General features: G+C 56.7%; 14 protein-coding genes. 7 read left to right on the top strand and 7 right to left on the bottom strand.

Going from position 1 to position 13,971, the window contains the following annotated elements; all coding sequences use genetic code 11:
* Positions 1-8 precede the first annotated feature (8 nt).
* The 6 genes from mnmE to rpmH form a co-directional block, all read right to left on the bottom strand.
* Positions 9-1,376, bottom strand: a complete 1,368-nt coding sequence (gene mnmE / locus U8U01_RS13800; RefSeq protein ID WP_322175324.1) for a tRNA uridine-5-carboxymethylaminomethyl(34) synthesis GTPase MnmE — start codon at positions 1,374-1,376, stop codon at positions 9-11.
* Between the two features lie 389 nt (positions 1,377-1,765).
* Entirely contained in the window at positions 1,766-2,722 is a 957-nt protein-coding gene (jag, locus tag U8U01_RS13795; RefSeq protein ID WP_322175322.1) for an RNA-binding cell elongation regulator Jag/EloR, read from the bottom strand.
* Positions 2,723-2,802: 80 nt separating this feature from the next.
* Positions 2,803-3,903, bottom strand: coding sequence for a YidC/Oxa1 family membrane protein insertase (locus U8U01_RS13790; RefSeq protein ID WP_322175319.1), 1,101 nt, complete (start codon positions 3,901-3,903; stop codon positions 2,803-2,805).
* 276 nt (positions 3,904-4,179) lie between these two features.
* Entirely contained in the window at positions 4,180-4,419 is a 240-nt protein-coding gene (gene yidD, locus U8U01_RS13785) for a membrane protein insertion efficiency factor YidD (RefSeq protein ID WP_322175315.1), read from the bottom strand.
* Positions 4,416-4,790 (bottom strand): ribonuclease P protein component, encoded by a 375-nt coding sequence (gene rnpA / locus U8U01_RS13780; protein WP_322175312.1) that lies wholly within the window; start codon positions 4,788-4,790, stop codon positions 4,416-4,418. The genes yidD and rnpA overlap by 4 nt, the downstream gene beginning before the upstream one ends.
* 373 nt (positions 4,791-5,163) lie before the next feature.
* On the bottom strand, positions 5,164-5,298 hold the full coding sequence (gene rpmH, locus U8U01_RS13775) for a 50S ribosomal protein L34 (protein ID WP_009064849.1): 135 nt from the start codon (positions 5,296-5,298) through the stop codon (positions 5,164-5,166).
* 311 nt (positions 5,299-5,609) lie between these two features.
* Between rpmH and dnaA the strand changes: the two genes are divergently transcribed.
* From dnaA to remB, 5 genes are all read left to right on the top strand, one after another.
* Positions 5,610-6,917: a chromosomal replication initiator protein DnaA gene (gene dnaA, locus U8U01_RS13770; RefSeq protein ID WP_322175308.1), complete on the top strand. Its 1,308-nt coding sequence runs from the start codon at positions 5,610-5,612 to the stop codon at positions 6,915-6,917.
* Between the two features lie 626 nt (positions 6,918-7,543).
* Positions 7,544-8,647 (top strand): DNA polymerase III subunit beta, encoded by a 1,104-nt coding sequence (gene dnaN, locus U8U01_RS13765; RefSeq protein ID WP_322175306.1) that lies wholly within the window; start codon positions 7,544-7,546, stop codon positions 8,645-8,647.
* Between the two features lie 49 nt (positions 8,648-8,696).
* Positions 8,697-8,927, top strand: a complete 231-nt coding sequence (locus U8U01_RS13760) for an RNA-binding S4 domain-containing protein (protein ID WP_322175304.1) — start codon at positions 8,697-8,699, stop codon at positions 8,925-8,927.
* Positions 8,914-10,116, top strand: a complete 1,203-nt coding sequence (recF, locus tag U8U01_RS13755; RefSeq protein WP_322175300.1) for a DNA replication/repair protein RecF — start codon at positions 8,914-8,916, stop codon at positions 10,114-10,116. The genes U8U01_RS13760 and recF overlap by 14 nt, the downstream gene beginning before the upstream one ends.
* Before the next feature lie 55 nt (positions 10,117-10,171).
* The gene (gene remB / locus U8U01_RS13750) at positions 10,172-10,426 is read left to right on the top strand and encodes an extracellular matrix regulator RemB (protein ID WP_322175297.1); all 255 of its coding nucleotides are present in this window, start codon (positions 10,172-10,174) and stop codon (positions 10,424-10,426) included.
* Between the two features lie 197 nt (positions 10,427-10,623).
* On the opposite strand, the gene U8U01_RS13745 is transcribed toward remB, so the two are convergent.
* Positions 10,624-10,779 carry a hypothetical protein gene (locus U8U01_RS13745; protein ID WP_322175295.1) on the bottom strand — a complete coding sequence of 52 codons (156 nt, stop codon included), beginning with the start codon at positions 10,777-10,779 and terminating at the stop codon, positions 10,624-10,626.
* Between the two features lie 6 nt (positions 10,780-10,785).
* On the opposite strand from U8U01_RS13745, the gene U8U01_RS13740 reads away from it, so the two are divergent.
* Together U8U01_RS13740 and gyrB are read left to right on the top strand one after the other, a co-directional pair.
* Entirely contained in the window at positions 10,786-11,661 is an 876-nt protein-coding gene (locus tag U8U01_RS13740; protein WP_322175292.1) for a hypothetical protein, read from the top strand.
* 287 nt (positions 11,662-11,948) lie between these two features.
* Positions 11,949-13,910 carry a DNA topoisomerase (ATP-hydrolyzing) subunit B gene (gyrB, locus tag U8U01_RS13735; protein WP_322175356.1) on the top strand — a complete coding sequence of 654 codons (1,962 nt, stop codon included), beginning with the start codon at positions 11,949-11,951 and terminating at the stop codon, positions 13,908-13,910.
* Positions 13,911-13,971 lie beyond the last annotated feature (61 nt).

Here is a 13,971-nt window from a genome sequence, read left to right as displayed (position 1 = left end):
AGCCACCCCTACTTTCCCACACAAAACTGCGCAAATACCGCGTCTGCCACTTCCTCCGAAACCTTCCGGCCAGTCAACTCAAAAAGGGCCCCCAAGGCTTCTTCCACACAAACCGTAACCGCGTCCAGGGTCATACCGGCCTCTATCGCCTCCCGCCCCCGGCACAGGGCCTCCCAGGCCCATTGGGCCGCAAAGCGCTGGCGGTCGTTAAACAGTTCCCCGTCTGAAGGGTCAAAGCCGGCAGTGCCGAACAAAGCTGCCACCGCCTGCCCCAATTCCTCCAACCCTGTCCCGGATGACGCCGAAAGGCATACCACCTGGGGGAACCCCCCACGCAGCCGTTCCACGTCCAACCGGCCGGGCAGGTCAACCTTATTGACCACCGCAATGGCCGGTAGGGAAACCAGGGAATCCATCAAGGCAACATCTTCCTCCTCCAGGGGACGGGAGCCGTCAAACACAGCCAACACCAACTGGGCCGTGGCGATCCTCTCCCTGGCCACCGCCACACCGATCTCCTCCACCGGGTCGCAGGTGGCGCGCAGGCCAGCCGTATCCGCCAAAAGCAGGGGCACCCCGCCTAAAGATACCGTTTCCTCCACCACATCTCTGGTGGTGCCCGGATAGGGGGTGACGATCGAGCGCGCCCGCCCGGCCAGCAGGTTCATCAAAGTGGACTTGCCCACATTGGGCCGGCCGGCAATTACCGTACGCAGGCCCTCCCGGTAAATCTTCCCCTTGGCAAAACCGGCCAGCAGTTCCTGCAAACTGTCCTGGCAGGCAGCCAGAACGCCATCGGTTTCGGCCGCCGTAGCCTCTTCCACATCCTCTTCCGGGAAATCCGCCCAAGCCGCCAAATGGGCGGCCAGCCCTTCCAGCCGGCCGGCGATCCCGTCAATCCGCCTGGAAAGAGCCCCGCTACCCCCGGCCCGGGCCAAGCGGGCGGCCTCCCGCCCCCCCGCGCCGATCAACTCCATCACCGACTCTGCCTGTGCCAGATCCATCTTGCCGTTGAGGAAAGCCCGCCGGGTAAACTCCCCCGGCCCCGCCGGGACAGCCCCTGCGTCCAGCACCGCGTGCAGTACCTGGCGGGTCACATACAGCCCCCCATGGCAGGAAATCTCCAACACATCCTCCCCTGTGTAACTCTTGGGGGCAAGGAACACCAGCGCCACGCCGTCATCCAGTTTCTCCCCTGCCGGGGTGTATATCCCCCCATAAGCCGCCGTGTAACCGGCCATCCCTTTCAGCTTTTTGCCTGAAACCGGCCGGAACAGCCGCTCCCCCACCTCTATTGCTTTCGGCCCGGATATCCGCACCACACCGATCCCCCCCGGCGCCTGCCCGGTGGAAATAGCTGCTATTGTCGTGCCCATATGATCTTCCTCCTAAAAAAAGCGGGACAGCTTTGCGCCGTCCCGCTGGGTTGCTGGCCTTCATTCAGGCTGGCTTTTTTGAAGTTTGACAGGCGCCAAACACACCTGTATTACAATGCCGTTATCTGCCTTTTTCGCCCGGCAGATAACCTTCCCATCTACTTCCTTCTTTCTAGCCACACTCTTATTGGTGTGGTCAGAAAGAAAAGTCTATGACGAAATATTAGCCTCCGGCGGTTTAGGGGCTTTGCCCTTAAAAACCCCACCACCTTTGAAAAGGTGGACGAAACTTTTTCTATTTGTTCGCCGGAGCCTCGTTTTTTAACTCTTTATTTTGGACATTTCCTTCGCTTACCCAGCCTTGGCAAGAAAAATGGGGTTTTGACTACCTACTTTTTCACGTCGATTTTTCCATAAATAGGTGCACCCGGATCGTCCGCTTTCGGGGCTGCCTTGGAAGGCGCGTTGTGGGAGGCATTGCTCCGGGGGGCTTTACCGTCCCGCCGGCCCCGGTCGAAACCGCCGCGGTTCCCGTTATAGCCCCCGCGCCCACCCTTGCGGTTGTCCCGCCGTGGCTGGAAACGCTCGCCGTTCTCCGGGCCGATCACCACGTGCCTGGCCTGGTCCTCCCCCTCGCTCCAGGACTTCGCCCCCGCCACTGTCTGCACAGCGGTGTGGATGATCCTGCGCTCATAGGGGTTCATGGGCTCAAGGGAAGAATTCCTGCCGGTTTTCACCGCGCGGTATGCCATTTTACGGCCCAAAGCCTCCAAAGTGACCTTGCGTTTCTCCCGGTAATTGCCCACATCCAGGGTCAGCCGGAAATAAGAACCGTCCGTGTGGTTGGCTACCAATGAGGAAAGGTACTGCAAAGCGTCCAGCGTTTCTCCCCGGTGGCCGATGACAAAGCCCACATCCTCGCCGTTCAAGGTCAAAGCAGCCCCCGCATCATTGGGGGTAATATCCACCGTCACTTCCGCAAGGCCCATACAGGCCAATACCTGTTTCAGGTATTCCGCCGCCTTCTCCGCCGGGGCGCCGCTTACAGGCTTTGCCGCCTCCTGGGCCTGGGTCTTGGCTACCGGGGCCGGGGCCTCAACAGCAGGGCTGCCAACCACAGGCGCTGCGGGCTTTTCAATCACGGGCGCCGGGGCCGGCACAGGATCCGGCACTTCCATATATGCCCGCACCTTAGCAGGGCGCCCGCCAAAGAGCCCCAAGGTCTTTTTCTGCGGCATTTCCAAAATCTCACATTCCGCGTCGATGGTGTCCACGCCCAAAGCGCGGCAGGCATTGGCAAACGCTACCTCAACGCTATCGCCCGTGGCAATGGCATCTTTAATCATGGTTCAAACCTCCTAAACCGGAAAAGTAATAATAGCCTTGGCCTGCTTACCATAACAGGCCGTTATCAGCCATGCGGGTTTCACTTCTTACTGCCCATATAGCTGGCCGTATCGCCGGAACCGGCGCCGGATTTCCTCTTTTTCTGCTGTTTCTGCTTGGTGGGTTCCTTCACCTGTTTTTGTTGCGGCAAAGCGGCCAACTTATCCGCAATCAACTTCTGCTGGGCCGCAGGCAAGGGGCGCACCTTCCCCTCCGCCAGTTCCAGAGATACAGCCCTGCGGGCCTCGCTGGTCGCGGCCAACTGGCTGGCACTAAAGTACTTGTTCATCACCAGTGTCTGCACAAAGCTGGCAACAATAGAAATGATATTGTACATACCCACAGCCGCCGGCATGATAAAGGCCCAGTACACGCTGATCAGCGGGAACACATACATCATGGCCTTTGTGCAGCCGGTCTGGGTGGCCTGCCCCAAGGATTTATTGGTATAGAACTGGGTCGCAAAGCTAAACACCAGCGACAGCACCGGGATGGTCCACAAAAAGGTCATAAACCCGGAACCCTGGGGTGACGAGAGCAAATCCAACCCCAAAAAGCGGAAACCCTGGGAGAAAAACTCAATCTTATCAATGTCGGCCTGAGAGAACATGGTCAGGTTGGGGCGCAGCACCTCAAAATGCTTGATGATCTGCAACTCGGAGTACATACCCAACCCGGTAGCCGAGGCCACGCCAGGTATACGGGAAATGTAATCCGTAGCCTGCTGGATGGTATCGGCGGCAATATGCAGCGTGTTGGAAAGGGGCATGATCACGCTGTAGAAGATACCCAGCATAATCGGGAAGGGCAACAGGGTAGTCAGGCAGCCGCTGCCGGGGTTGACCCCTTCCTTCTCGTAGAGTTTCATCAGCTCGTCATTGTATTTTTGCTGGTTATTGGCGTATTTCTTTTGCAGTTCCTTCTGCTTGTCCGCCAGCTTGCTCTGCGAGGCCATACTCCGCTGCTGTTTCACCGAAACCGGGAACATGACCACCTTGAGGATAACGGTAAACAAGATGATCGCCACGCCATAGTTGCGGAAGATAGAATAGAGGAACCACAGTAAATAACCGAAAATGCTGCCAAAAAAATTGAAAATAGCCATGATAAGGTCAAAATCCCCTCTTCGCCAGGTAGCCATGCGCCTTTGCATACCCGCCCTGTTATTTGTCTTGCTCTATCTCAAAGCAGGGGCCCTGCTCTGTTTGCTCCTTATATACCGGCCCTTTCACCGTTTTCCGGCAGAGCCTTTGTTACCGGCGGCTGGGTACCTAACCCCATCCACCCCGGCTGTCCCGTTATCTTCTCTTAAAATAAACCTATACTGTAGTAAAGCAATTACAAAATCCAGTTTCCTTATGATAGAATCCTAATAGAATCCCTTTACCCATATGCCTGCCCCTTTACTTGCCGGTTCTCAATCCTGGTTTTCCCTCCGGGCCTTCTTTTCCGGCACCGGGTCATAGCCGCCTTTGCTCCAGGGGTTGCAGCGCAAAATCCGCCAAAGCGTCAGGCAACCGCCTTTCAAAGCGCCAAACCGCTCAATGGCTTCCAGCCCATACTGGGAACAAGTGGGGATGTATTTACAAGAGGGCATGGTCCTGGGCGAAATATGTGCCCGGTAAAACCGGATCATCCACAACAAAACGGCCTTCATCCCGTTTGCTGGGCCGGCTTTTCTGCCGGCCCCTCCTCCAGCAGCACACCTGCGGCCTTCAGTTGCTTTTCCATGTGCCGCTGTACCTCTGTGCTCTTCACATAGGGCGTACGGCCCCGCGCCACAAAAACCAGGTCAACGCCCGGGCGCACCCGGCCTGCCAACTGGCGGTAAGCCTCCCGTATCACCCGCCGTGCCCGGCTTCGGTGTACGGCATTGCCGATCTTCTTGCTGGTGGTAATCCCCACCCGCAGCATCTTGTACCGGTTCTTGATCACGTATACCACCACTACGGGAGAAACATAGCTTTTCCCCCTGGCATAGGCCCGGCGGAAATCATTATTCCTGGTCAGGGGAACGATCTTATCCAAGCTTTTTCTCCTCCCCTAGCGTACATTTTGGCGCATAACAATAAGACCATAAGCCACAAAGCCCTGGCGCCTAAAAACAGATGCAACAAAGAAAGGCCACGCCGGAGCCTGTCCTAAAATCCAAAAAAGCTGTGAATCCTGCCCCATAGCGGCTCCTACCTGCTAAACGGGCCGTGAAATACGGAAGTATTCATCTCCTGGAAACCCCGTTCCCCGGATAAAGCTCCAGCAATTTTCGGTTTTAATACAGCCTCTCCGTGGCCTTCAAGCGCCGGGCCAACAGGTCCGCTGCGCCTTGTCTTTGCCTGAGGGCACGCCGCCCAGCGGCCGGTGCCCGCAAAACGCCGCCCTCTTCCCTGCCGGGTTAACGAGATCAGTAAGAAAGGCGCGCCCTGCCCTTTGCACGGCGGCGGGCCAATACCTTGCGTCCGTTCCTGTCGGACATCCGCTTGCGGAATCCATGCTCCTTTTTTCTGTGGAGCTTCTTGGGCTGATAGGTTCTCAGCATAAAAAGTCCCTCCTTTCGGGCTATTCCCTTGCAATTTTAGATTATACCCTAAGTGCTCCCCGGATGTCAACATAAATTTCAAGTTATTTTTCCGTCCGGGGGACAAGCCCCGCCCACCCCCCCTCACCGGCCGGGGCCGCCCCCTTACGGCCGCCTTAGGCCGGCAAAGGAAAGTCCGGGGATATGTGGAAAAATATTTGAAAAACCGTCAAGAGTATGCTATACTGTTTTCTGTAAACTGTTTTTTGGGGATGAGCGGTAGGGAAATCCGCTCAAAATGAATATTTTGGAGGGTATTGGAGTTGGAGAACTTGGATTCTTTTGATCAGGCATGGGAGATCGTATGTGAATACTGTAAATCGCAAATCACGGATGTAGCTTACAAAACCTGGTTCAGCAGGCTAAAGCCCCTTTCCATGGACTTTGAAAACGGGGTGGCCATGATCGAGGCCCCCAACGAGTTCCACAAGCAGACCCTGCTGCGCTGCTACAGCGACCTGCTGGAAACCGCCCTGCAAAACGTATTCGGCGGCGGCATCGGTTTTTCCCTACAGATCCAGGAGGACGACCCGGTCCCTGTAGAGAAGGAAACCAGCCAGGATGACGGCTACGAGCTGACCTTTGAAACCTTTGTGGTAGGCCCGTCCAACCGGTTTGCCCATGCAGCCTGCCAGGCAGTGGCCAGCAAGCCCGCTATCCTGTATAACCCGCTGTTCATCTACGGCAACTCCGGGCTGGGCAAAACCCACCTGCTCTCCGCCGTGTCCAAAGAGTTCAAGCATAACTTCCCGGACCGCAGCGTGGTCTACGTAAAAAGCGAGGACTTCACCAACGAAGTCATTGAGGCCATCGCCCGCGGCACCACCTCCGCACTGCGCGGCAAGTACCGCAACGCGGACCTGTTCCTGGTAGACGATATCCAGTTCATCGGCGGAAAAACCTCCACCCAGGAGGAATTCTTCCATACCTTTAATACCCTGTACGAGGCCAAAAAGCAGATTATCCTGACCTCCGACCGCCCCCCCAAGGATATTGCCACTTTGGAGGACAGGCTCAAAACCCGCTTTGAGTGGGGCCTTACCGCCGACGTACAAGCCCCGGAGTTTGAAACCCGGGTGGCCATTATCCGCCGCAAGGCGGAAAGCTTTGACTTTGATATCCCGGAGAATGTGTGCGAGTATATCGCCAACAAGTTAAAGAACAATATCCGCCAACTGGAGGGCGCCGTGAAAAAGCTCCGGGCCTTCCATTTATTGGAGAACCGCCCGGTCAACATCGCCACAGCCCAAACGGCTATCAGCGATATTATCAATAACTCCCAGCCCACCCCGGTCACGGTAGACAAGATCATCGAAGAGGTGGCAAGGACGTACCAGGTCACGCCGGAAGATATCCGCTCCCAAAAGCGGAACGCCTCGGTGTCCAAGGCCCGGCAGGTGGCCATGTACGTGGTGCGGGAGATCACCCAAATGTCCATGGTGGAGATCGGCCAGACCTTTGGGGGCCGGGACCACTCCACGGTGGTGTACGCCCTGCGGCAGATGGACGACAAGCTGGAAAAGGAAAGCCATACCAAAGATACCGTAAACGATATTATAAAGAATATCCGTGACAGGTAAAAGGAAACGCCGGGTAATAGGGGGAAACCACCCCAGGTTCTCCACTTTTCCTCCACAATCCACCCCCGCCTTTTCCACGGCCTGTGGAGAGCCTGCCCCACATTCCACTTTCCCTCCCAGCCTTTCACAGGACGGGGTGTAAACTTTTGGGGCGCTTTTTCCAGCGTTTTCTAGTGGCGCCAGTTTTTTCCACAGTTTTAACCGCCCCTACTACTGCTTTTATATCTTAACAAGTATACCCTACCTGTTTTGGCCTGTGATTTGCTGGCAAAGGCTGGCAAGGGTTGGCAAGAACTGGTAAGGAATTACAAGGGAACTTTTTGAAAAAAGTTCCCCTGCACCCCTCAAAAACTTTTATGGGCGCTGCGCGCAGAGTATTTTTAAAGCTACCTCTATTCTTTAGCTATCTTTTATTTACTTTGCTTTATCTTATTTTTCTCTTTTCTTCTGCTTTACTTTTTTTAAGCACTCTGCCTTGTACTGTCATTCTTTGGCGAAGAGCGCAGCTTTTTCCGTATTATACTTTAGTTTACTTTTTTGAGGGTCATCCTGATTTTGATATCTTAAACGAAATAGCCTATACTGTTCTCTATAAACCTACTTTATTTTGCGAAAGGAATGCTACTATGAAATTTACCGTTAACCGGGCTGAAATGACCGACGCCGTGTCGAATATACAGCGGGCTGTGTCCACCAAGACCTCTATCCCCGCTTTGGAGGGCATCCTGATCCACGCCGGGGATAACCGGCTGGAGTTGTCTGCCTATGACCTGGAACTGGGCATCTCTACCGTTGTCCCTGCCAATGTGCAGGAGCCCGGCAGCACCATCCTCAGCGCCAAAATGTTTTCGGACATCGTCCACCGCCTTCCCGCCGATACCGTGGACCTGGCGGTAGATGAAAAGGAAGCCGCCCGCATTGAAAGCGGCAACAGCGTGTATGACATCATCGGCATCCCGGCTGTCGAGTTCCCCGAACTGCCCAAATTGGCAGATTCCGTCAATATCAAGCTGACCGCGGACATACTGAAAAGCATTGTCCGCCAGACCGTCTATGCGGTGGGCGAAAACGAAACCAAGCCCATCCACCAGGGCTGCCTGTTTCATATCGAGGGCGGCTTGCTGGACGTAGTGGCCGTAGATGGCTACCGCCTGGCCAAGCGCACCGAGCCCATTGATTTTGAGGGGGAGCTTTCCTTTGTGGTGCCGGGCAAAACCCTCAACGAGATCACCAAGCTTCTCAAGGACCCTGAGCAGGAGGTGGAGATCCAGGCCGGGCAACGGCATATTATCTTTAAAATCGCCAACTACACGGTGATCTCCAGCCTGTTGGAGGGGGAATTCCTCAACTATAAGGCCACCATCCCCGCCTCCAGTAAAACCACTGTCACCATGCGGGTGCGGGACGCGGTAGAGAGCGTCGAGCGGGTGTCCGTGCCCATTACCGACCGGCTGAAGAGCCCGGTCCGCTGCGTGTTTGAGGAGAACGAGGTAAAGCTTTCCTGTATCACCCCCAACGGCCGGGCCAGGGACCAGTTTGCCGTCAGCATGGAGGGTGAGGAAGTGGAGATCGGCTTTAACAACCGTTACCTGCTGGACGCCCTGAAAAACACCGAAAGCGACGAGGTGCGGGTAGGGCTCAGCGGCCCCCTCAGCCCCATGACCATCCAGCCCAAAGACGGGGACAGTTTCCTGTTCCTGGTGCTCCCCGTCCGCCTGAAAAGCGAGTAAAACAGACTCTAAGCCCCAGGGTTGCCAGGGGCAAACAGAGGAGGAAAGCATGGAGCGCATAGGGATAGAAACCGAGTTTATCAAGTTAGACGCCTTCCTTAAGCTAACCGGCCTGGTAGATACCGGCGGGCAGGCCAAAGCCGCGGTACAGCAGGGCATGGTAAAGGTCAATGGCGAGCCATGCCCCCTGCGGGGCAAAAAGCTGCGGCAGGGCGACGTAGTAGAAGCCGCCGGCAGGCAGTTCCGGGTAGAAAAGGCAGAAAACCATGTACATCACTAGGTTTGCCGCCAAAAACTACCGCAACATCGCCCTGGAGGAGATATACCCCTGCGAGGGCATCAACGTGGTCTACGGGGGCAATGCCCAGGGCAAGACTAACCTGCTGGAAGCCATCTGGATGTTCACCGGCGGCCACTCCTTCCGCGGGGCCAAAGACGCGGAAGTCATCCGGTTCAGCCGGCAGGGGGAAAAGGCGGGCTTTGCCGCCCTGGAGTTGGACTTTTTCAGCGAAAACCGGGAGCAGTCCGCCGTTTTGCGTATTGAAAACGGCCGGCGCACCAGTTGGATCAACGAGGTCAAAAAGAATACGGGTTCCGCCCTGGTGGGCAAGGTGCGGGCGGTCATCTTTTCTCCTGAGCATCTCATGCTGATCAAAGAGGGCCCCCACCACCGGCGGAAGTTCATGGACACCACCCTGTGCCAACTGGCCCCCAGCTACGCGGCGCTGTCCGCCTCCTACCGGCGCATCATCGCCCAGCGCAACGCCCTGCTCAAAGAGGTGGCCAAAAACCCCCGCCTGGCAGATACCGTCAGCGTATGGGACGCCCAAACAGCCAACCTGGGGGCCAGGGTGATGGAAGAGCGCAAAAAGTTCATCCAAAGCCTTACGCCCTTTGTCCAGGAGGTTTTCCAGGGTATTGCCCACGGGAAAGAGGAGATTGGCCTGCGCTACGCCCCCTCCTTCCCCTGCGGCCAAACCCTACAGGAAACCGAACAGCTTTTTTTGCAAGAGTTATCCCGTACCGCCGCAACAGAAACCCGCATGGGCGCCACCATGGCCGGCCCCCACCGGGACGACCTGGAGATCCTCATCAACGGGGTATCGGCCCGGGCCTACGGCTCCCAGGGGCAGCAGCGAAGCGCCGTCCTGGCCCTCAAGCTGGCCGAAGCCCAGGTGCTGGGTGCCCTTTCGGGCGAGCCGCCGGTCGTGCTGCTGGACGATGTCCTTAGCGAACTGGACAAGCAGCGGCAGGACTACCTGCTCAACCGCCTGTACGGGCAGCAGATCTTCATCACCTCCTGCGAGCCGGACGCCGTCAAGATCATGCAGACGGGTATGCGGTTCAACATGAAAAACGGCCAGGTGTTCCCCGAAGAGGTTTTCGTGTTGATGGAAACGGAGGAAGCGGAAGATACGGGAGATGCGGAAACGGCCGGTGCCGGCCCCATCCCCCCACCTGCCGGCTGAGGGGGGCTGCTTACAGAAAACTAAAAAAAGGAAAAAACTGCTAATGTACCTTCATTTGGGGCAAGATACCATTGTGATAGCCGATACAATCGTAGGCGTGTTCGACCTGGACAATACCACTGGCTCCTGCCGCACCAAAGAGTTCCTTGCCAAAGCCCAGCGGGAGGGCCGGGTGGTGGATGTCACCACCGAACTGCCAAAATCCTTCATCGTCTGCGTAGACCACGGCCGCGAAACCGTCTACCTCTCCCAAATGTCCCCCGCTACCCTCCTGCGCCGCTCCCTGCAAGGAGGCGCCGCGCTTAGGTAGGCTGGCTTTTTTGGGGGCCGCCTGCGTTCGTGGGGGCTCCTCGCCCCCACACCCCTCGCCAACGCTGTGGCCGCGTTGGATCGGCCTTGTGGCCTTTTTGGGGGCTTTCTATCCCCGTTAACAGGCAAGTTCCCGTTGATTCACATTTTTACATTTATTTCTATTTTCTATTATTTTTTATTATTTCTTTATTATTTTTATTTCTGTTTCTTGTTTTCATTTTCATTCTTATTATTCTTAGCCTCATCCCCTTTATTTTTTATCTCTTTATGATTTGGGCAATAACCCCATTTTTGGGTGATCGTATAACCGTCCACAGGATGGAAAAGCATCAAACGGAAAGGAATGGTCATAAGCGTATGAAATATTTTGGAGTACCCACTTGCCCCTATTGCCGCAAAAGAGTAAACCTGGTTCGCACCTGGTCCCTTAAGCGCCAAGGGGAGTACCAGTGCCCCCGCTGCGGCGGCATCTCAAACATCTACCTGTCGCCCCTTATCTACGTGCTGGCCCTGTTAGCGGTATTTGCCGGGGGGGTCATGTACTTCTTCCATAAGTTCGTCCTGGACGATGTCACCCTGAAAACAGCCCTGTACGTGTTCCTGCCCTTTGCGGTGTTCTTCCTGTTCAGCCTCTTTATGGTGTACCTGGAGAAACCGGTCATCAAAAAAGTTTCACGGGCAGAGTACGAAAAAAAGCGGCTTTTCCGCTCCAAATCCAAGGAAGCCCCTGCCACCAACCCGCCCCCCGGCTCGGAATACCAGCAATATTTTGAAGAGGACTATGTGCCCCGCAACCACTATAAGCCCGGCCCCTCCCCCCAGGCAGAGCCCAGCGACCAGCAGGGTGTGGTAAACCAGCAGGCATTCAGCCGTGCCAAGCAGCGGGCGGAGGTAGAAAACAGCCAGCGGGTCCGGCTGCCCGCTGCCCGCCCCGCCCCCTCCGCCGTTTCCCGGCCCCAGCCCCGCTCGGCGGCTCCCAGGCAGGCGCAGCCCGCCCCCTACCGGCCGGGTACCGGGGTGCCCGGCGTGCAAAATGCCCGTCCGGCTACCCAGGCTACCCCGGCCCGCACACCGGCGGTTGGCGGCAGCGTCCGGCAGCAGGCAGGTTTTGCCCAGCAGGGCACGGCCATACAGCACAGGGCGGCCCAGCAGGGTGTGCGCCCCACAAGGCCCCCCCAGCCCAGGGGCGGCACTGGTGCTACCGGCGCCAACGGGCGGGGGAACCTGTCATAACCCCCTTGCCCGCCCTATAGCCCGCGGGTTTTGCACCGCGGCGCGACAAAATGTGGAAAACTTTTCCGGCACCCCCACTGCTTGTGCCGTTTTTGAAAATTTTCCCTTGCCCACTCCCTTTTCTTGTACTTTACAAAGTTTCAAAAATCTGCTATAATATTAGAAACAACACGGTACGGGATACCGGCAAACAGGTTTTATATCCCCGCCCAAACAGCGCCGGGCTGTGTGGCTTTAAATGTGGTTTTGGAGGTCAGTTGCGATTGGACATCAATGAGATCAACGACATGACAAAAACTGAACAGGCATATGACAGCGACCAGATCCAGGTACTGGAAGGGCTGGAAGCGGTGCGCAAACGGCCGGGTATGTATATCGGCTCCACCGGCCCACGGGGCCTGCACCATTTGGTGTATGAGATCGTGGACAACGCCATTGACGAAGCCCTGGCCGGTTATTGCGATAAGATCGTCGTCCGCCTTTTGCCAGGCAATGTGGTGTATGTTTCCGATAACGGCCGGGGCATCCCGGTAGGCATCCAGCACCAAACGGGCCTGCCTGCGGTAACGGTGGTGTTCACCATCCTCCACGCCGGCGGCAAGTTCGGCGGCGGAAGCTACAAGGTGTCCGGCGGCCTGCATGGCGTAGGCGCTTCGGTGGTAAACGCCCTTTCCACCTGGCTGGAGGTGGAGATCATCAGCGATGGCGAGCGGTACTACCAGCGCTTTGAGCGGGGCAAGGCCGTTACGGACCTGATCGAAAAAGGCCCCGCTCCGGCGGGCAGCAGCAACGGCTCGGTCATCTGTTTCCAGGCCGACCCGGAGATATTCAAAGAAACCACCGTCTACAGCTACCAGACCCTGCAAGACCGGCTGCGGGAGCAAGCCTTCCTCAACGCCGGCATCCATATCCAGCTTATCGACGAACGGGACCCGGAAGAGCGCATCCCCGAAGAGCGCCAGTTGGAGCGCCCCGTCACCAACAGCTATTGTTACAAGGGCGGTATCCGAGAGTTTGTAGACTATCTGAACAAAAAGAAAGCCGTCGAGGTCATCCACCCGGAGATCATGCATTTCTCCACTGTGGCAGAGGACAACAACGCCACCGCCGAGGTGGCCATGCAGTATACCGACAGTTTCAACGAACTGATCCTGTCCTTTGCCAATGATATCCGCACCGTAGACGGCGGCACCCATGAAGACGGGTTCAAGCGGGCTCTCACCAGGGCTATGAATGATTATGCCCGCAAATACAATATATTGAAAGAAAATGACAAAAACCTCTCCGGCGAAGATGTGCGGGAGGGCCTCACCTGTATCATCAGCGTAAAGCTAAAGGAAGCCCAGTTCGAGGGCCAGACTAAGGCAAAGCTAGGCAACACAGAGGTCAGCAGCCTGGTCAGTTCCATGCTGTATAAGGAAATGATGCAGCATCTGGAGGAAAACCCCGCCACGGCCCGGGCTATTTTCGATAAAGCCCTTACCGCCTCCCGCGCACGGGAAGCCGCCCGTAAGGCCCGCGAGCTGGCCCGCCGGAAAACCGCCCTGGAAAATAACTCCCTGCCCGGCAAACTTTCCGACTGCCAGTCACGGGACCCGGAGGAAACAGAGATCTATATTGTGGAGGGCGACTCCGCCGGCGGCTCGGCCAAAGGCGGGCGGGACCGGAAGTTCCAGGCCATCCTGCCCCTGTGGGGCAAAATGCTTAACGTGGAAAAGGCCCGGCTGGATAAAGTCTATTCCAACGAAAAGCTGCTGCCCGTGGTCACGGCCCTGGGCACCGGCATTGGCGAGGATTTTGACATCAGCAAGCTGCGCTACGGCAAGGTCATCATCATGGCCGATGCCGACGTGGACGGCAGCCATATCCGCACCCTGCTGCTCACCTTCTTCTTCCGCTTTATGCGCCCGCTGGTAGAGCAGGGCCATGTGTATTTGGCCCAGCCGCCCCTTTACCGTATCACCAAAAACAAACGCCATTACTATGCTTTTTCCGACCCGCAAAGGGACAAGATATTGGCCGAGCTGGGGGGCAACTGCCCCATCCAGCGCTACAAAGGCTTGGGTGAGATGGATCCCATCCAGCTATGGGAAACCACCATGGACCCGGCCGCCCGCACCATGCGCCGGGTAGAAGTAGACGACGCCGCCCGGGCCGACCAGGTGTTCACCATCCTTATGGGTGACAAAGTCGAGCCCCGCCGGGAATTCATCGTAGAAAACGCCCAAAAAGCCAACTGGGACATTTAACCCCAAAAAAGCAACCAAAAAATCACCCTACGTAAGTTTTTGGGAGTCCTCATCAGCCCAT

Origin of the sequence: Acutalibacter caecimuris (assembly GCF_034335085.1) — a bacterium.
Lineage (GTDB): Bacteria > Bacillota > Clostridia > Oscillospirales > Acutalibacteraceae > Acutalibacter > Acutalibacter caecimuris.
This window is presented reverse-complemented; position numbering and strand designations above follow the sequence as displayed.

What these genes read in the sequence shown, in the direction of transcription:
- mnmE (WP_322175324.1), bottom strand. Translation starts at nt 1,376, where the DNA reads ATGGGCACGACAATAGCAGCTATTTCCACCGGGCAGGCGCCGGGGGGG.
- jag (WP_322175322.1), bottom strand. Translation starts at nt 2,722, where the DNA reads ATGATTAAAGATGCCATTGCCACGGGCGATAGCGTTGAGGTAGCGTTT.
- U8U01_RS13790 (WP_322175319.1), bottom strand. Translation starts at nt 3,903, where the DNA reads ATGGCTACCTGGCGAAGAGGGGATTTTGACCTTATCATGGCTATTTTC.
- yidD (WP_322175315.1), bottom strand. Translation starts at nt 4,419, where the DNA reads ATGAAGGCCGTTTTGTTGTGGATGATCCGGTTTTACCGGGCACATATT.
- rpmH (WP_009064849.1), bottom strand. Translation starts at nt 5,298, where the DNA reads ATGCTGAGAACCTATCAGCCCAAGAAGCTCCACAGAAAAAAGGAGCAT.
- dnaN (WP_322175306.1), top strand. Translation starts at nt 7,544, where the DNA reads ATGAAATTTACCGTTAACCGGGCTGAAATGACCGACGCCGTGTCGAAT.
- U8U01_RS13760 (WP_322175304.1), top strand. Translation starts at nt 8,697, where the DNA reads ATGGAGCGCATAGGGATAGAAACCGAGTTTATCAAGTTAGACGCCTTC.
- recF (WP_322175300.1), top strand. Translation starts at nt 8,914, where the DNA reads ATGTACATCACTAGGTTTGCCGCCAAAAACTACCGCAACATCGCCCTG.
- U8U01_RS13745 (WP_322175295.1), bottom strand. Translation starts at nt 10,779, where the DNA reads ATGACCATTCCTTTCCGTTTGATGCTTTTCCATCCTGTGGACGGTTAT.
- U8U01_RS13740 (WP_322175292.1), top strand. Translation starts at nt 10,786, where the DNA reads ATGAAATATTTTGGAGTACCCACTTGCCCCTATTGCCGCAAAAGAGTA.
- gyrB (WP_322175356.1), top strand. Translation starts at nt 11,949, where the DNA reads ATGACAAAAACTGAACAGGCATATGACAGCGACCAGATCCAGGTACTG.